This is a genomic window from Frigoribacterium sp. 9N (assembly GCF_902506305.1).
In the GTDB taxonomy this organism is placed as follows: Bacteria; Actinomycetota; Actinomycetes; order Actinomycetales; family Microbacteriaceae; genus Frigoribacterium.
In genome coordinates this window covers 803,571-821,429 of the sequence record NZ_LR733392.1, presented here as the reverse complement: position 1 = coordinate 821,429, position 17,859 = coordinate 803,571, and the positions used below count along the sequence as shown (strand labels likewise).

14 protein-coding genes are annotated in these 17,859 nt (G+C 71.3%); 6 read left to right on the top strand and 8 right to left on the bottom strand.

Annotated elements, in window-relative coordinates:
* The first annotated feature begins 18 nt into the window (after positions 1-18).
* From glgX to ARTHRO9V_RS06920, 3 genes are all read left to right on the top strand, one after another.
* The gene (gene glgX, locus ARTHRO9V_RS06930) at positions 19-2,064 is read left to right on the top strand and encodes a glycogen debranching protein GlgX (RefSeq protein ID WP_159826329.1); all 2,046 of its coding nucleotides are present in this window, start codon (positions 19-21) and stop codon (positions 2,062-2,064) included.
* On the top strand, positions 2,061-2,564 hold the full coding sequence (gene ybaK / locus ARTHRO9V_RS06925) for a Cys-tRNA(Pro) deacylase (RefSeq protein WP_056046122.1): 504 nt from the start codon (positions 2,061-2,063) through the stop codon (positions 2,562-2,564). The genes glgX and ybaK overlap by 4 nt, the downstream gene beginning before the upstream one ends.
* Positions 2,565-2,709: 145 nt before the next feature.
* On the top strand, positions 2,710-3,351 hold the full coding sequence (locus ARTHRO9V_RS06920; RefSeq protein WP_159826327.1) for a DUF1294 domain-containing protein: 642 nt from the start codon (positions 2,710-2,712) through the stop codon (positions 3,349-3,351).
* Positions 3,352-3,361: 10 nt separating this feature from the next.
* Here ARTHRO9V_RS06920 and ARTHRO9V_RS06915 read toward each other — a convergent pair whose 3' ends face one another.
* From ARTHRO9V_RS06915 to ARTHRO9V_RS06905, 3 genes are read right to left on the bottom strand one after another with little or no spacing between them, the layout of a single operon-like run.
* The gene (locus ARTHRO9V_RS06915; protein WP_159826325.1) at positions 3,362-5,479 is read right to left on the bottom strand and encodes an ABC transporter ATP-binding protein; all 2,118 of its coding nucleotides are present in this window, start codon (positions 5,477-5,479) and stop codon (positions 3,362-3,364) included.
* Positions 5,476-6,573, bottom strand: a complete 1,098-nt coding sequence (locus ARTHRO9V_RS06910; protein ID WP_159826324.1) for an ABC transporter permease — start codon at positions 6,571-6,573, stop codon at positions 5,476-5,478. The genes ARTHRO9V_RS06915 and ARTHRO9V_RS06910 overlap by 4 nt, the downstream gene beginning before the upstream one ends.
* 9 nt (positions 6,574-6,582) lie before the next feature.
* Positions 6,583-7,569, bottom strand: coding sequence for an ABC transporter permease (locus ARTHRO9V_RS06905; protein ID WP_056046129.1), 987 nt, complete (start codon positions 7,567-7,569; stop codon positions 6,583-6,585).
* Between the two features lie 219 nt (positions 7,570-7,788).
* Here ARTHRO9V_RS06905 and ARTHRO9V_RS06900 point away from each other — a divergent pair, with 219 nt between their 5' ends.
* Positions 7,789-9,462: an ABC transporter family substrate-binding protein gene (locus ARTHRO9V_RS06900; RefSeq protein ID WP_159826322.1), complete on the top strand. Its 1,674-nt coding sequence runs from the start codon at positions 7,789-7,791 to the stop codon at positions 9,460-9,462.
* Positions 9,463-9,492: 30 nt separating this feature from the next.
* On the opposite strand, the gene ARTHRO9V_RS06895 is transcribed toward ARTHRO9V_RS06900, so the two are convergent.
* From ARTHRO9V_RS06895 to ARTHRO9V_RS06875, 5 genes are all read right to left on the bottom strand, one after another.
* Positions 9,493-10,098 (bottom strand): signal peptidase I, encoded by a 606-nt coding sequence (locus ARTHRO9V_RS06895; RefSeq protein WP_159826320.1) that lies wholly within the window; start codon positions 10,096-10,098, stop codon positions 9,493-9,495.
* Entirely contained in the window at positions 10,095-11,003 is a 909-nt protein-coding gene (locus ARTHRO9V_RS06890; protein ID WP_159826318.1) for a hypothetical protein, read from the bottom strand. Before ARTHRO9V_RS06890 ends, ARTHRO9V_RS06895 begins: the two co-directional genes overlap by 4 nt.
* Positions 10,994-11,935: a hypothetical protein gene (locus tag ARTHRO9V_RS06885; protein WP_159826316.1), complete on the bottom strand. Its 942-nt coding sequence runs from the start codon at positions 11,933-11,935 to the stop codon at positions 10,994-10,996. Before ARTHRO9V_RS06885 ends, ARTHRO9V_RS06890 begins: the two co-directional genes overlap by 10 nt.
* Entirely contained in the window at positions 11,932-12,531 is a 600-nt protein-coding gene (locus ARTHRO9V_RS06880; RefSeq protein ID WP_159826314.1) for a TasA family protein, read from the bottom strand. The genes ARTHRO9V_RS06885 and ARTHRO9V_RS06880 overlap by 4 nt, the downstream gene beginning before the upstream one ends.
* A gap of 153 nt (positions 12,532-12,684) precedes the next feature.
* The gene (locus ARTHRO9V_RS06875; RefSeq protein WP_159826312.1) at positions 12,685-13,263 is read right to left on the bottom strand and encodes an alternate-type signal peptide domain-containing protein; all 579 of its coding nucleotides are present in this window, start codon (positions 13,261-13,263) and stop codon (positions 12,685-12,687) included.
* Between the two features lie 401 nt (positions 13,264-13,664).
* Here ARTHRO9V_RS06875 and ARTHRO9V_RS06870 point away from each other — a divergent pair, with 401 nt between their 5' ends.
* Positions 13,665-15,665 carry an alpha-1,4-glucan--maltose-1-phosphate maltosyltransferase gene (locus ARTHRO9V_RS06870; protein ID WP_236556958.1) on the top strand — a complete coding sequence of 667 codons (2,001 nt, stop codon included), beginning with the start codon at positions 13,665-13,667 and terminating at the stop codon, positions 15,663-15,665.
* Between the two features lie 10 nt (positions 15,666-15,675).
* Complete coding sequence (gene glgB, locus ARTHRO9V_RS06865; RefSeq protein ID WP_159826308.1) at positions 15,676-17,856, top strand: 1,4-alpha-glucan branching protein GlgB; 2,181 nt, start codon at positions 15,676-15,678, stop codon at positions 17,854-17,856.
* Positions 17,857-17,859 lie beyond the last annotated feature (3 nt).

Here is a 17,859-nt window from a genome sequence, read left to right as displayed (position 1 = left end):
CTCCTCTACTGTAAACGCGTGACCGACCCCGACCCCCTGCGCGATCTCGGCATCCGTTCCGGCCCCGACGGGCCGACGCTGCGCGTCTGGTCCGCGTCGGCGTCCCGGATCGACGTCGTGATCGACGACGCCCCGCACGACCGTGTCGTCCCGATGGTCCGCGACGCACACGACGTGTGGAGCGCCACCGACGGCGCCCTCACCCCCGGGCGGCGGTATTGGTTGCGGGCGGACGGCCCCGCCGGGGGCGGCAACGCCTTCGACCCCTCGCTCGAGCTGCTCGACCCCTACGCGCGTGGGCTCGGTCGCACCGGACGCGGCACGTGGCAGTCGGCCGTCGTCGACGAGTCGTTCGACTGGGGTGGGGTGTCCAAGCCCCGCACGCCGCTCGACCGGGTGGTGGTCTACGAGGCGCACGTCCGCGGCCTCACCCGCCTGGCCCCCTTCGTGCCCGAAGAGCTGCGCGGCAGCTACGCCGGCCTCGCCGCCGAGTCGACCATCGCCTACCTGACCGGCCTCGGCGTGACGGCGGTGCAGCTGTTGCCCGTGCACCAGCACGTCGACGAGCAGCGCCTCGTCGCGCAGGGCATCGAGAACTACTGGGGCTACAACACCCTCGGCTACTTCGCCCCGCACGCCGCCTACGCCAGCCGCGACGCGCAGCTCGCCGGCGCCTCGGCGATCCTCCGCGAGTTCAAGGGCATGGTGCGCCTGCTGCACGAGGCCGGCATTGAGGTCTACCTCGACGTGGTCTACAACCACACGGCCGAAGAGGGCGAGGTCGGCGGCCCGGTCACGAGCCTGCGCGGTCTCGACGGCTCCGGCTACTACCGACACGACGCCGACGGTCGGCCGGTCGACGTGACGGGGTGCGGCAACTCGCTCGACACGAGCACGCCGGCCGCCTCGCGGCTCGTCCTCGACTCCCTGCGGTACTGGGCCGACGAGGTGCAGATCGACGGCTTCCGCTTCGACCTCGCCGCCACGCTCGGACGCGGTGCGGACCACGTCTTCGACCCCGAGCACCCGCTGCTGAGCGCGATCGTGGACGATCCGGCGCTCGAGGGCGTCAAGATGATCGCCGAGCCGTGGGACGTCGGCATGGGCGGCTGGCAGACCGGTGCCTTCCCCGACGGCTGGATCGAGTGGAACGACCGGTTCCGCAACCGGGCCCGCGACTTCTGGCTGACCGACATCGCCGCGGCCCGGTCGCAGGGCGCTCCCCCGTCCGGGCTCGGCAGCTTCGCGTCGAAGCTCAGCGGCTCGAGCAACATCTACGCCCACGAGCGCGGTCCGCTGTCGGGCGTGAACTTCGTCACGGCGCACGACGGCTTCACCCTGCTCGACCTCGTGTCGTACGACGGCAAGCACAACCTCAGCAACGGCGAGGACAACCGCGACGGCACCGACGACAACCGCTCGTTCAACCACGGCGTCGAGGGCGACAGCGTCAACCCCTGGATCTCGGACGCCCGGCGCCGCTCGATGCGCAACCTGCTCGCCACCCTCTTCGTGTCGGCCGGCATCCCCATGCTGACCGCCGGCGACGAACGCGGCCGCACCCAGCACGGCAACAACAACGCCTACTGCACCGACAGCGAGCTCACCTGGGTCGACTGGTCCGACGAACCCTGGCACCGGGACCTGCACGACGACGTCGCCACGCTGTCCCGGCTGCGAGCCGAGAATCCCGCCCTGCGCCCGTCGCGGTTCGGCCTCGACGGCGCCTGCACGCTCAGCGCCAACGAGATGTCGTGGCACTCGGCCTCGGGCGACGAGATGCGTCCCGACGAGTGGAACGACCCCGCCGTCCGCACGATGCAGTACCTCGCGACCTCGACGCCCGAGCACGAGGCGCCCAACACGGTCCTCGTCGTGGTGCACGGGGCCGAGACCGCCGTCTCGGTGACGCTCCCCCGACACGACGGGGTGACGGCGTACGAGGCCCTGTGGTCGAGCGACGACCGCAGCCTGCCGCAGGCGACGGCCCCCGGTGACGACCTGCTCGTCTCGGGGCCGACCGTGGTGGTGTTCCGCGCCTCGACGACCGAGGCCGCCTCGTGACCAGCAAGGCGTCCGGAGGGGCGCGCGGCCCCGCCACGCCGGCCACCGTCGCGCTCACCACGGCCGGCATCCCCTTCACGGCCCACACCTACGAACACCACGACACGGCGACGAACTTCGGCGAGGAGGCCGCCGCCGAGCTCGGCCTCTCGGCGGAGCGCGTCTTCAAGACCCTCGTGGTCGACGCCGAGGGCACCCTCGTGGTGGGCGTCGTCCCCGTCTCGGGTCGCCTCGACCTCAAGGCGCTCGCGGCCGCCGTCGGGGCCAAGAAGGCCTCGCTGGCCGACCCCGCCCTGGTCGAACGCCGCACGGGCTACGTCGTGGGCGGCATCAGCCCCCTCGGGCAGCGGACCGCCGCGACGACCGTGGTCGACGCGAGCGCCGCCTCCTTCGCCTCGGTCTTCGTCAGCGGCGGGAGGCGCGGGTTCGACATCGAGATCGCACCCGACGACCTCGTGCGCGCCACCGGCGGCTCCTACGCGGCGATCCGTCGCGACTGACCCGCGCCGCGCCTCCTCGGATCTGCGGCCACGCCGCCACGCCGCCACGAAGTGAACGATCCGCCACGCGAAAACGTGGCGGGATGTCGACCTCGTGGCGGGATGGCCGAATGCGGCACGGGCGACGCGGGATAGGGTCGGGCGCATGACCGGCAGCCCGGCCCGGGTCGAGGGCACGCTCACCTCGTGGGACGACGACCGCGGCTTCGGGTTCCTCACCCCGGCCTCGGGACGCGGCCGGGCTTTCGTCCACATCACGGCGTTCGGTCGCGGCACCGCTCGACCACGGCTCGGCGAGACGTTCTCGTACGAGGTCGACCGCCACGGTGACCGAGGCCCGGCGGCCGTGCGGGTGGCCGCCGTGGGCTCGCGCTGGTCGGCACCACGTGCCCGGGCGCCCCGTCCCACGCGGTCCGGCAAGGTCGCCCTCGTCGTCGGGCTGGTGGTCGCGCTCGGCGTCGCCGCAGCCGCCTGGGCCCTGACCCGCGACTCGACGTCCCCCCAACTCGACGGACTCGCGCCCTGGCTGGTCGGCGGACTCGTCGGCGTCAACGCGCTGACGGCCCTCGTCTACGCACTCGACAAGTCCGCGGCCCGCAGAGGACGGCGCCGGATGCCGGAGCGGACGCTTCTGCTGCTCGGCCTGCTCGGGGGCTGGGCCGGGGCCCTCGCCGCGCAACAACTGCTGCGGCACAAGACGAGCAAGCGGTCGTTCCAGCTCGCCTTCTGGGGCACGGTCGCCGTGAACGTGGCGGCCGTCACCGCGGCCTCCGCGCTCGTCGGCTAGCGTCCGGGCCTCAGACCAACTGCTTCTCGCGGGCGAAGTGGCACGCGGCCGTGTGGTCGGCCCCGTCGCGTCCGTGCGGCAGCATCGCGGGGACCTCGTCCTCGCAGCGCGACCGCTGGGCCTCGGGCAGCATCGCGTAGAGCGGGCAGCGGCTGCGGAACCGGCAGCCGGTCTGCTTGACGGTCGGCGTGGGCGGGTCGCCCGGCAGCACGATGTGCTCGCGTGCCCGCTCCTTGACGGGGTCGGGCACCGGCACGGCCGACAGCAGCGCCTGCGTGTACGGGTGCAGCGGGTGCTCGAACACCTCGTCGACCGGGCCCGTCTCGACGGTGCGGCCGAGGTACATCACCGTGACGCGGTCGGCCACGTGACGGATGACCGAGAGGTCGTGCGACACGAAGAGGTACGACAGGTCGAGCTTCGCCTTGAGCTCGGCCAGCAGGTTCAGCACGCCGGCCTGGATCGACACGTCCAGCGCCGACACCGGCTCGTCGAGCACGATGAGCTTCGGATCGGCGGCGAGCGCCCGCGCGATCGAGATGCGCTGCCGCTGGCCACCCGAGAACTCGTGGGGGTAGCGCGTCGCGGCGGCGGGCTCGAGCCCGACGAGGCGCATCAGCTCGGGCACCCGACGCGACACCTCGTCGCGGGGCCGACCGATCGCGAGCAACGGCTCGGCGATGATGTCGCTGACCGGCTGCCTCGGGTCGAGGCTGGCCATCGGGTCCTGGAAGACCATGGACACGGCACCGCGCAGCCTCTTCACCGTCGACCCGTCGAGCTTTCGGTCGAGGGCCGTGCCGAGCAGCTCGATGGTGCCGGCCTCGGGCACCCGGAGGTCCATGATCTCGTGCAGCGTCGTGCTCTTGCCCGAGCCGGACTCGCCGACCAGGCCGAGGGTCTCGCCCTCGCGCACGTCGAGGTCGACCCCGTCGACCGCCCAGACGCTGCCCACGCGTCGCTTGAAGACCGACCCCTTGGTGAGCGGGAACGTCTTGACGAGCCCGTCGACGTGCAGCACCCGGTCCCGCTCCGCCCGCGGGACGGCAGCGAGGCCCGAGGTCGGCACGGGCGGCAGGTCGTAGACGTCCTCGGGGTCGGTGCCCTCGCCCACCAGCTGGTCGGCGTGCAGGCAGGCCGCGCGGTGACCCGCCTCGACCGCCGGAGCCTGCTCGAGCGCGGGCTCGTCGACCCGGCACTCGGCCGTCGCCAGGGGGCACCGCGCCGCGAACGGGCAGCCCGGCGCCAGCGACAACAGCGACGGCGGCGTGCCGGGGATCGGCACGAGCGGCTGGTCCGACCGCTGGTCGAGGCGCGGCAGCGCGCCGATGAGACCCACGGTGTAGGGCATGCGCGGGTGGGCGAAGAGATCGTCGGCCGTCGCCGTCTCGACGACGCGGCCGGCGTACATCACGGCGATGCGGTCGGCGAACCCGGCGATGACGCCGAGGTCGTGGCTGACGAACAGCAGCGCGGCCCCGGTCTCGCGCTGCGCCGTGCGCAGCACCGAGATGACCTGCGCCTGGATCGTCACGTCGAGGGCCGTGGTCGGCTCGTCGGCGAGGATGACGTCGGGGTCGTTGGCGATCGCCATGGCGATCATCGCGCGCTGCCGCATGCCACCCGAGAACTCGTGCGGGAACGAGTCGACGCGTCGCTCCGGCTCGGGGATGCCCACGAGCCCCAGCAGCTCGATCGCCCGCTCACGAGCCTGCTTCTTCGTGCCGCCGCGGTGGATCAGGACGGTCTCGGCGATCTGCTGACCGACCGTGTACACCGGGGTGAACGCCGAGAGCGGGTCCTGGAAGACCATCGCGATCCGTTTGCCGCGGATCGCCGACATCGCCTTGTCGCCGCGGCCGAGCAGTTCTTCGCCGTCGAGCGTGATCGACCCCGTCACCTTGGCCGTGGCGGGCAGCAGGCCGAGCACGGCCAGGCTCGTGACCGACTTGCCCGAGCCCGACTCGCCCACGACGCCGAGCACCTCGCCGCGGCGCAGCGTCAGGTCGACGCCGCGCACGGCGCGCACGTCGCCGTCCGGGGTCGGGAAGGTCACGGTGAGGTCGTGCACCTCGAGCACCGGAGCCGAGGAGGCGCGGGTGCGGTCGACCGGTTCGGTGAGCGTCATGCGCGCTCCCCCTTCTCGTCGTTCGTACGGGTCGGCGCCGGCGAGCCGACGTCGGCCCCGGGGGCGGGGCTCGCGGCCTCGGAGACGCCGCCGGTGCGCCCGAGCGGCACCGCGCCTCCTCGGCTCTCGGCCGTCCGCCCGCGGGTGGGACGGCGACGACCGGTGCGCCCGGCCGTCGAGGTCGGGTCGAGCGCGTCCCGCAGCCCGTCACCCAGCAGGTTGCTGGCGAGGGCGAAGACGATCAGCGCACCGGCCGCGAAGAAGAACAGCCACGGCTTGGTGGTCGCCGCGCTCTGGTTCTGGGCGATCAGCGTGCCGAGCGAGACGTCGGGCGGCTGCACGCCGAAGCCGAAGTACGACAGCCCGGACTCGGTGAGCACCGCGGCCCCGATGGCGATGGTGGCGTCGATCACGAGGAACGAGGCCACGTTCGGCAGGATGTGCCGCACGATGATGGTGAAGTGGCCGATGCCCATGTACCGGGCGGCGCGGATGAACTCGCGCTCCTTGATGCTGAGGGTGAGCGAGCGCACCACGCGGGCCGTGATCATCCAGCCGAACAGGGCGAGCAGGGCCACCAGGATCAACCAGCCGTACTGCTTGAGGCGCGGCGACAGGATCGCGATGATCAGGAACGACGGCAGCACGAGCAGCAGGTCGACGAAGACCATCACGGCCCGGTCGATCCAGCCGCCGAAGTAGCCGGCCATCGCGCCGAGCATGCCCGCGATCACCGTCGAGAACAGGGCGACCAGCAGGCCGATCAGCAGCGACTTCTGCAGGCCGCGCGCGGTCTGCGCGAAGACGTCCTGGCCGATGTTGTTCGTGCCGAACCAGTGCGCCCCGGTCGGCGGCGACGACAGGGCCGTGTAGTCGATGTAGTTGTAGGCGTACGGCGAGACGAGCGGGCCGACGAAGGCGAAGACGAAGAGCAGCACGATCGTCACGAGCCCGACGGTGGCCCCGCGGTTGGCGAACAGGCGACGGAAGGTCAGCGCGAAGCGGTTCGTCGACGTGGCGGCGACCTCTTCTCGCGACTCGGGCACGACGGCGTCGGACGGCCCCTCGAGCAGGTCGGGTGTGAACCGGGTCATGGCGCGGCCCTACTTCTGCGCTCGGACGCGCGGGTCGAGCACCGCGTTGAGCACGTCCGACACGAAGCCGGCGAGCAGCACGACGACGGCGCTGTAGAGGGTGTAGGTGACGACGACGTTGATGTCGTTGGCCTGGACGGCGTCGATGAACCAGGCGCCGAGACCGTTCCAGGCGAAGATCTTCTCGGTGAAGGTCGCACCGGTCAGCACCCCGAGGAACGCGAAGGCGAACAGCGTCGTCATCGGGATGAGCGCGGTGCGCAGCCCGTGCTTGAAGATCGCCGGCCGACGTCGCAGGCCCTTGGCCCGGGCGGTGCGGATGTAGTCGGCCTGCAGCACGTCGAGCATCGTCGCCCGTTGGTACCGGCTGTAGACGGCGATCAGGCCGACGCCGATCGAGATGGTGGGCAGCAGCAGGTGGGCGATGCGGTCCCAGGCGATCGTGCCGAGCCCGCCGGTCAGGTTGGGCGTCGCCTCGCCCGTGAAGGTGATCAGCTGGTACCCCAGGACGTCGTTGAGCTTCGTCGCCCCGATCTTGAGCAGCACCGCCGTGAGGAACACCGGCGTCGAGATCAGGACGAACGACAGCACCGACGACACGCGGTCCGAGAACGCGTACTGCCGGATGGCGTTCCAGGTGCCGACCACGACGGCCAGCACGATGCCGAGGATCGATCCCACCAGCAGGAGGCGCAGGCTGACGCCCAGCCTCGGCCCGAACTCCTGCGCCACCGGCTTGTCCTGGATGGTCTGCCCGAGGTCGCCCGTGAGGGCGCCGCCGACCCAGTGCACGTAGCGCTCGCCGAGAGGGTCCTTGTCGTTGACCCCGATCGAGCTGAGCTTCGCGTCGACGATCTCGGTGGACGGACGCGGGTTGCGGTCGGCGTAGACGGAGCGCGGGTTGAGGGTCGCCGAGGCGAGGAAGTAGGTGAGCGACGTCGCGATGAAGACCAGGGCGACGTAGTACACCAGCCGGCGGGCGAGGAATCGAGCCATGGCAGATCACACTAGACGTACCCCGCGGCCCGACCAGCTGGCCAGGTTTCGAGCGTGTAACAAATTCACATGAAAGTTTGCGTGGATTCAAGGCGTCCGTACATTTGGGCACACGCGGTCAGCTCTCGGGAGGTGTCGCGACGCGTGCCCACACGAGTCGACGACAATGCAGCATCCCGTCTGATCAGCACTTTTCACCACCCTTCAGTTCGGAGTGCCATGAAGATCACGAAGAAGCTCGGCCTCGCGGCCGGCCTCGTCAGCATCGCTCTCGTCGTCACGGCGTGCAGCGGTGGCGGCGGCAACGACGGCGACGGAGCCGCGAAGAACGGCCAGTTGTCCCCCGACGGCGACATCAACGCCACGGCGGCGGCCGACGTCGAGCAGGGCGGGACGCTGACCCTGCCGCTCAGCCAACTGCCCTCGCAGTGGAACTACGGCCAGCTCGACGGCGCCCTGGCCGACGCCTCGCTGATCGAGAGCGCCGTGCTGCCCCAGCCGTTCCGCATCGACGAGAAGGGCGTCGCGCAGATCGACGAGAACCTCGTCACGAGTGCCGAGGCCACCAGCGAGGACCCGCTGGTCGTGACCTACGACATCAACCCCGACGCGGTGTGGAACGACGGCACCCCGATCACGGTCGCCGACTTCCAGGCCTGGAAGACCGCACTCGACGGCTCGAACCCCGAGTACCTCGTCGGCAGCACCCTCGGCCCCGACCGCATGGCCTCCGTCGAGGCGGGCTCGAGCGACAAGCAGGTCGTCGTGACCTACGCCGAGCCGTTCTCGGACTGGAAGAGCATGTTCGCGCCGCTCTACCCGGCAAGCCTCTACAACGACCCGAACGCCTTCAACACGGCCTACGTCGACACCCTGCCCGTCTCGGGCGGCCCCTACGAGGTCGAGAAGATCGACACGACCGCCCAGACGGTCACGATCGTGCCCAACGAGACCTGGTGGGGCGACGCGCCGAAGCTGGACTCGGTGGTCTTCCGCGCCCTCGACAGCGACGCCGACGTCGACGCCTACCTGAACGGTGAGATCGACTTCGTCACGGGCAACTCGTCGGAGCGCTACGACCGCCTGAAGGACGCGAAGGACACCGACATCCGGGCGGCACCGTCGGCTCGCTACACGCACGTCGACTTCAGCACGAAGGGCGTGCTCGCCGACGAGAAGATCCGTCAGGCGATCCAGCACGCGGTCGACCGCGAGGCGCTCGGCAAGGTCATCACGGGCACCCTGCCCTACGAGCTGACCACGCTGAACAACCACCTGTTCCTCAGCACCGACGGCGCCTACCAGGACAACGCGAAGGAGACCGGGAACTACGACGTCGACGAGGCGAAGAAGATCCTGGCCGACGACGGGTGGGAGCTGAACGGAGACGTGCTCGAGAAGGACGGGAAGCAGCTCGAGATCGCCGTGACGATCCCGTCCGGCACGCCCATCTCGCAGCAGCTGTCCGAGGTCATGCAGAGCCAGCTCGCCGCGGTCGGCATCAAGCTGACGATCAACGCCGTCAGCGTCGACTCGTTCTTCGAGGACAACGTCACCCCGGGCAACTACGACATGACGATCTTCGTCTGGGCCGGTACCGGCTACCAGGCGTCCGGCGTCAGCATCTACAACTCGGACGAGCAGGGCCAGAACTACGGTCGCGTCTCGAGCCCCGAGATCGACGACCTGCTCAGCCAGGCCGTCGCCGAGGGCGATCCCGAGAAGGCCGCCGACCTGTACAACCAGGCCGACGAGAAGATCTGGGAGATCGGGCACTCGATGCCGATCATCCAGGCGCCGTACATCTCGTTCCAGAGCCCCGAGCTCGCGAACTTCGGCGCCCGCGCCGGTGCCAGCGACGTGGACTGGACGGTCGTCGGCTTCACGAAGTAGACGCCTCCCCCGGGCCCGTCCGGCCCCCGCTCAGCGCGGGGCCGGGCGGGCCTTCCGCGTCCCCGCCCGCCGTCGCTGCGCCTCCACGAGGCCGGCGGCCAGCGAGTAGCCCGCGTAGCCGAGCAGCGCGATCGCCAGCAGCGGCACGATCCACGACCGGGCGTCGCCGTTCACGACCTGGTTGACGAAGCCGAGCCACGGCACCGAGTACCACAGCGTGCCGCGGACCTGTTCGGGCAGCACGAGCGCCTCGTCGGGTTCGGAGTTGTTGTCGCCCTGGGTGACGAACGCCGTGCCGCCGTCCGACGACGACACGATCTCGGTCACCCGGTGGCTGATCACCTCGGGGCGGCCGCTCTCGATCTGGTAGGTCACGACGTCACCGATCCGGATCTCGTCGGTCGGGGTCGGCTTCACCACGATCAGCGTGCCCGGGGGCAGCCGCGGCTCCATCGAACTGGTCAACACGGTCAGGGGCGTCGCCCCCGCGACCTTCGGCACGACGACCAACACGGTCGCGAGGCCGAGCACGAGCACGAACAGCCCCGCACTGAGGCCGAGGCCGAGAGCGTGCAGCAGGCCCTTCTGACTCACGGCGGCGCGGCGACCGCTCACCGCGGCGCGGCGGCCGCTCACGGCTGCTCCCCCGAGGGGTCGACCTCGTCCGGGCGACGGCGTCCGACCGCCACGAAAGCGCCTGACAGCACCGCGATCGCCGCGATCAGCAGCGGCAGCCAACTGCCCCGCAAGGGCTCCGGCACGAAGTCGTCGAGCACGTCCAGGGAGTGGACGGGCAGCTCGGTGTCCGCGCCCGACCCGTCTGCGGCCCCGCGCGAGGCGCCGTCGCCGACGGAGGGCGCCGTCCCGCCGGCCGCACCGGCCGAGGAGGCGCGGGTCGCCAGCGCCTCGATCGTCGCGCTCGAGGCACGGTCGCCTCCCGCGCCTCCTGTGCTCGTCTCGGCGGGGTCCGCCGCGCCGGCGGTCCCGGCCGACGCGCAGCCCGCCGGCACGGCCGACCCGGCCAGCCCCGTGAGCGTGACGAGCACGGCGAAGTCCAGGGTCTGGTCACCGGTGCCCGCGGCGGCGGAGGCGTCGAGGTCGACCGAGACGGTGACCGGGGCCTCCTGCCCGGCGGCGAGGCGGACCGGCGCGAGCACGGGGGTGCACCCGTCTCCGGACAGGGTGACGGGCGGCAGGTCGCCGACGTCGAGGTCGGAGTGCGAACGGACCGTGACCGCCTCGGCGAACGCGGGCGACGAGGTCGTGACGTCGACGAGGCGGGCGCTGAGCACGGCGGGCTCGCTCGAGAGGTTCTTGACGAAGAAGGTGCCCGTCGTGCCTGCCCCGGGGACGAGCCGCAGCCCGTCGCCGAAGAGAGCGGAGTCGAGGCGACCCTGCCAGTGTCGGCCGTCGTCGCTCACCATGAGGCGGGGCGCGGTCGAGGCCGTGGCGGGAGCCGCGGCCGAGACGACGCCGGGGCCCAGGACGACCGCCGCGACGGCGACGACGACCGCGACCGCCCGACCGCCGGTCACCCGCACTGGATGTTCCTCGTGCCGTACTGGTCGTAGACCACCGTGACCGTGCCGACGGCCATGAGGTCGGTCGGCTGCCCGTCGACCATCACGCGGATGTCGACGTGGATCGGGCCGTCGCCGAAGGGGTCCCTGGGCAGGTTGTCGCGGGTGAACGCGAAGTGCGGGTAGTCGCCGGTCCGCTCGTCGTTCGAGATCCGGGTGCCGCCGACGAAGGTCGCGTACCGGGTCGCGGTCGCCCGGGTCGACGGGTCGAAGTCGAGCCAGGCGTAGGCCTCGCCGTCGGTGCGGCAGACCGCCGTCTGCGGGGGGACGATCGTGTTGTTCTGGACGATCCGGCGGTCCTGCGGCGTGGCGGCCCACGACCCGGAGGCGAGCGACACCGTGAGGACCGGGTTCACGCGCCCGGTGGGAGAGGACGTCGCGATCGAGGTGCGGAGGCACCAGGTCGCGGCGGCCTTGCTCGCCAACGTCCCGATGAGGTTCGGCACGGCGGACCAGGTGCCGCTGACGCTGCCCGGGCCGACGGCGGTCGTCGACGTGCAGGCGGACGCGGCGGTCACCGGCCACGCGACGACGGCGATCGACGCGGCGAGGGCGGCGGAGCTGCCCGAGCTCAGGCTGCCGCTCGTCGAGTAGGACGCCGCGACCGTCCCCGAGTTCGTGAACGTCCAGGGCGCCGTGAGCGACCTGGTCGATCCGGCGTAGTCGGCCTGCAGGGCGTCGAGGGTGCCGGCCGTGAGGCCGACGGCGCCGGTCCTGACCTGTTCGGTGACGGTGGCGGACGCCGTCCAGAGGGCGGACGCCGCGCCTCCCGAGGCCAGGGCCACACCGACGATCACGCCCACGACGACGGCGGCCAGCGTCGATCGCGTGGTCGTCCGGGGCCGACGCCCGCTCATGGTGCGGCGCCCGGTCACGGTGCGGCGCCCGGTCACGGGGCCACCTGCGTCCCGGTCAGGACGAGCCCGATCGACGAGGTCTGGTTCTGCAGGGTCGCCGGGACGTCCGAGTCGAGCGTGACGACGACGCAGCCGGTGACGGTGACTCCGGCCGGCAAGGTGAAGTACCCGCTCCCCGTGTCGAACGCGGCGGGCCGGGCCGAGTAGCCGCCGACGCCGACGACGCAGTCCGCGGCCCTCGCCACGGCGGCGAGCCTGACGGTCAGTTCGCCGGGCAGGGCGGACGCGGACGCCGTGGTGGTCCCGGCCGACACCCGCATGGCCAGGTCGACCGACCCCGTGTTGGTCGCGGTGAACGTCCCCGCGGTCGAGCCGCCGGGGCCGAGCGCGGACGTGTCGAGGGCCTTGACGGCGCCGACCGAGAGGCCCGCCGTCCCCGACCCGACCGTGACGGCCGTCGGCTTGACGGAGGAGTTCCACAGCGCGTAGGTCCCCCCGGTCGCCACGAGGGCGACGGTGACCGCGCCGGCCACGACGGCGGTCGCCGCCCACAGGGAGCGCAGCGGACGGCGGGACGAGGAGGCGCGCTCGACCGAGCGGTGACGCGCGCGTCCGCGGGACGGTCCGGTCAACGTCTCACCCCCTGGTGGTCGATCGTGCGAGGCGGCGGCCCGTGGGTCCCTGGGCGGGACGGACGGACGGAAGGGGGCGACCGGACCGCGTCGGGTGCGGTCCGGTCGCCGGTGGGTGACGGGGTGCGGTGGCCGTCGGGCCGCCGACACCCGCTACGCGATGGCGCGCTGCTTCAGCGTGAAGGTCAGCTTGCTCAGGTCGAGCGTGCCGCCCTGGCTGGCGGCGTCGGACACCGTCGAGGGCAGCTCGACGACGAAGGTCACGACGGCCGAGGTGCTGCCCGCGGAGACGGGAGCCACGACGTAGCTGCCGGCCGTGCTGCCCGCGGTCACGCCCGAGGGCAGGGTCGTGCCGCCGGCGGCCGTCGACAGGGCCATCGTGTTGGTCACGTACGGCTTGAGGCTGCCGGTGACCGAGGCCGCGTCGTAGGTCAGGTCGGCGCGCAGGTCGGCGCCCGAGGCGGCGATCGTGATCGGCTGCGTGAACTGCAGCTTGGTGCCCGGGACGATCTTGTAGGCGGCGACCTGGGCGGCCGTGAGGGCCGTGCTGCGACCGTTCGTCACGTCGGTCCAGCTGCCCGCCGACGACTGGGTGAGCGAGAGCGTGCCCGAGGCGACGCTGGCGGCGTTGACCTCGGTGCTGGCGTTCCAGAGGGCGAAGGTCCCGGCGCCGCCGAGGAGGAGGGCGATGCCGGCGGCACCGGCGACGGCACCCGTGACGAGCTTGTTCATGTCGGTCCTGTTCCGCGCGCCGTGGCGCGCTCGAGCACCGCCGTGCGCCGTCGGTCGGGTCGACTTCGGGGTGGCGCACGGCGCTGCAGGGGCTGTCGGCTCCGGGTCGGGCGGCCGATCGGTGTCGTCGGGCGCCGGGCTCTCGAGGAGTTCGGGTTCTTCGGGCGGGCAGGCCGCGACGACAGGATCGACATTACGCGGTCCCCCAAAGTGCCGACAGGGGATTCATGCCGATGCATGCACCCAGTTGGGGGGACAAAACGGACCGGAGTGTCTGTCGGCGACAGGGCGGACACACTTTTGTACCCCGAAACGCCTCTTCCGCACCCCGATCCACGACCGTCGGCCCTGCGGGGCCCCGGGCCGGGACCGGGCGGGCCAGACCGGGTACGGTCGACAACGTGGCGACAGCATACGAACCCAGAGTCGGGCGGATCCCCATCACGGGCCTCACCCCGACGACCCCCGACCGAGTGTTCCCGACGAAGGCCTTCTCCGGCGAGGTGGTCACCTTCGGGGCGACCGTCTTCCGCGAGGGTCACGACCTGATCGGGGCCGACCTCGTCACGATCGACCCCGAGGGCGCCGAGACCCGGCACCGGATGGTCGCCGGCATCCCCGGCACCGACCGATGGACGGCCCAGGTGCAGCTCGAGGTCGAGGGCGACTGGTCCTGGCAGGTCGAGGCCTACACCGACGACTGGGCCACGTGGCTGCACGCGGCCGAGATCAAGGTGCCGGCCGGTCTCGACGTCGAGGTCACGTTCGCCCTCGGCAGTCGACTGCTGACCGAGGCCGTCGAGAACTACCCCGACACGACCCTGATCCGCGACGCGGCCAAGGCCCTCGCGAACCCCGCCCTCTCCCCCGCCTCGCGACTCCGCGTCGCCACTGATCCGCGCCTCGCCGCGGTCCTCCTGGTGACGCCGCTCGCGAGCCTCGTCACGCGCAGCGCCCCCGAGGCGCTCCGCGTCGAACGCAGCCGCGCCGGCCTCGGCAGCTGGTACGAGTTCTTCCCCCGCAGCGAGGGCGCCCGCAAGCAGGCCGACGGCACCTGGAAGAGCGGCACGTTCCGCACCGCGGCCCGCCGCCTGCCCTCGATCGCCCGCATGGGCTTCGACGTCGTGTACATCCCGCCCGTGCACCCGATCGGGACGACCTTCCGCAAGGGCCCGAACAACACGTTGACCGCGGGGCCGAACGATCCCGGGTCGCCCTACGCGATCGGTTCGCCCGACGGCGGGCACGACGCGGTGCACCCCGACCTCGGCACGGTCGCCGACTTCCGCTGGTTCGTCGACGCGGCGAAGAACGCCGGTCTCGAACTCGCGCTCGACCTGGCCCTGCAGTGCTCGCCCGACCACCCCTGGGTCACCGAGCACCCCGAGTGGTTCACGACCCTGCCCGACGGGACGATCGCCTACGCCGAGAACCCGCCGAAGAAGTACCAGGACATCTACCCCCTGAACTTCGACAACGACTACGAGGGCGTCAGCCGCGAGGTGCTGCGCATCGTCCGTCACTGGATCGAACTCGGCGTCACGATCTTCCGGGTCGACAACCCGCACACGAAGCCCGTGCGCTTCTGGGAGTGGCTGCTGCACGAGATCCGGCAGACGAACCCCGAGGTCATCTTCCTCTCCGAGGCGTTCACGAAGCCGGCCATGATGCAGGCGTTGGCGCAGGTGGGGTTCCACCAGTCGTACACGTACTTCACCTGGCGCAACGAGAAGTGGGAGCTCGAGGAGTACCTCGACGAGCTGTCGAAGGAGACGAGCGCCTGGCTGCGCCCGAACTTCTTCGTCAACACGCACGACATCCTGACCCCCTACCTGCAGTTCGGCGGTCCCGCGGCCTACAAGATCCGTGCCGCGATCGCCGCGACGGCTTCGCCGACCTGGGGCGTCTACTCGGGCTACGAGCTCTTCGAGGACGTCGCCCGCCCGGGCAGCGAAGAGAACATCGACAACGAGAAGTACGAGTACAAGCCCCGTGACTGGGCCGCCGCCGAAGAGGCGGGGGCCTCGCTGGCGCCGTACCTGACGCAGCTCAACCGCATCCGCGCCTCCCACCCGGCCCTGCGCCAGCTGCGCAACCTCGAGATCCACTCGAGCGACGACGAGTCGATCCTCGTGTTCTCGAAGTACCTGTCCCGTGCGCACACCCGCAGCGGACGCGCCGACGGCATCATCGTCGTCGCCAACGTCGACCCGCACTCGGCGCGCGAGACGACCGTCCACCTCGACGTCACGAAGTTCGGCCTGCAGCCCGGTGGCACCTACACCGTGCGCGACCTGATCACCGGTCAGTCGTGGACCTGGGGCGACGACAACTACGTCCGACTGGACGCCTTCGTCGAACCGGTGCACGTCCTCTCCGTCGACCTCAACCGAGCCCCGTAGGAGCGACCCGATGACCACCACTCCCCCGACCGAGCCCGACACCTCCTTCGCCCTGGGCGACGACGAGGTCTTCTCGGCCGCCAACGGCACCCACGGCCACCCGCACGCCGTCCTGGGTGCCCACCCCCGCGGCGGTCGCACCGCCGTCCGCGTCGTCCGACCGCTGGCCGACACCGTCACCGTGACCGGCGCCTCCGGGTCGTCCTTCGCCCTCGAGCACGTGGCCCACGGCCTCTGGCAGGGCGTCACGAACGAGCCCGTGGGCGCCTACACCGTCGAGGCGGCCTACGAAGGAGGCGCGGCGTGGGTCTCGGACGACCCCTACCGCTTCACCCCCACCGTCACCGAGTTCGACCTGTACCTCTTCGGAGAGGGGCGCCACGAGCAGCTCTGGAAGATGCTCGGCAGCCACGTCCGCGAGCACGAGGGCGTGACCGGCACCTCCTTCGCCGTCTGGGCGCCGCACGCCCGCGCCGTCCGCGTCAAGGGCGACCTCAACGGCTGGGACGGCGAGCGGCACGCGATGCGCCGCCTCGACGGCAACGGCGTCTGGGAGCTCTTCGTGCCCGGCGTCACGGACGGGATCTACAAGTACGAGGTGCTCACCCCCGACGACGTCTGGGTCGAGCGCGCCGACCCCATGGCGCGCACCTCCGAGGTGCCGCCGCTCACCGGTTCCGTCGTCACGAAGGCCGCCCACGCCTGGGCCGACGACGCCTGGATGACCGCCCGGGCCGAGAACGACGTCCACTCCGGACCGATGAGCGTGTACGAGCTGCACGTCGGCTCATGGCGACCGGGTCTGAACTACCGCGAACTCGCCGACCAGCTCATCGAGTACGTCGGCGAGCTCGGGTTCACCCACGTCGAGTTCATGCCGCTCGCCGAGCACCCCTTCGGCGGTTCCTGGGGCTATCAGGTCACCGGTTACTACGCCGTGACCAGCCGTTTCGGCAGCCCGGACGACCTGCGCTACCTGATCGACCGCCTGCACCAGGCCGGGATCGGCGTCATCATGGACTGGGTGCCCGGGCACTTCCCGAAGGACGAGTGGGCCCTCGCGAAGTTCGACGGTCGCGCCGTCTACGAGCACTCCGACCCCCGCCGCGGCGAGCAGCCCGACTGGGGCACGTTGGTCTTCAACTTCGGCGACTCGCAGGTGCGCAACTTCCTCGTCTCGAACGCGCTGTACTGGCTCGAGGAGTTCCACATCGACGGGCTGCGCGTCGACGCCGTCGCCTCGATGCTCTACCTCGACTACAGCCGCAACGAGGGCGAGTGGTTGCCGAACGAGTTCGGCGGGCGCGAGAACCTCGAGGCGATCAGCTTCTTGCAAGAGGCGAACGCGACGGCGTACAAGCGCCACCCCGGCATCGTCATGATCGCCGAAGAGAGCACGAGCTGGCCCGGCGTCACCCGCCCGACCAGCGAGGGCGGCCTGGGCTTCGGCCTCAAGTGGAACATGGGCTGGATGCACGACACCCTCGGCTACGTCGCCGAGGACCCGCTCTACCGCTCGCACCACCACGGCGAGATCACGTTCTCGTTCGTCTACGCGTTCAGCGAGAACTTCATGCTGCCGATCAGCCACGACGAAGTCGTGCACGGCAAGGGGTCCCTGCTCAACAAGATGCCCGGCGACGAGTGGCAGAAGCTCGCCAACGTGCGGGCCTACCTCGCCTACATGTGGGGCCACCCCGGCAAGCAGCTGCTCTTCATGGGCAGCGAGTTCGGCCAGCCCGGCGAGTGGAGCGAAGAACGAGGGCTCGACTGGTGGATCCTCGACCAGCCCGCCCACCAGGGGCTCCACGGCCTGGTGGCCCGCCTCAACGAGGTCTACCGCGACGAGCCCGCTCTGTCGGCGCACGACTTCGACACCGACGGCTTCGAGTGGATCGACGGCGGTGCCGCGCAGCACAGCGTCGTGGCCTTCATGCGCAAGTCCGGCTCGGGCGAGTCGATCGCCGTCCTGGCGAACTTCTCGGGTGAACCGGTGCACATGCGCTTCGGTCTGCCCGAGGCCGGTCGCTGGGACGAGATCCTCAACACCGACGCCGAGGTCTACGGCGGTTCGGGCGTGGGCAACTTCGGCGGAGTCACCGCCACCGACGAGCCCTGGGCCGGTCGACCCGCGGCCGCCGACGTCCAGCTGCCGCCGCTCGGGGTCGTCTGGCTGAAGCTGCGCCGCTGATCC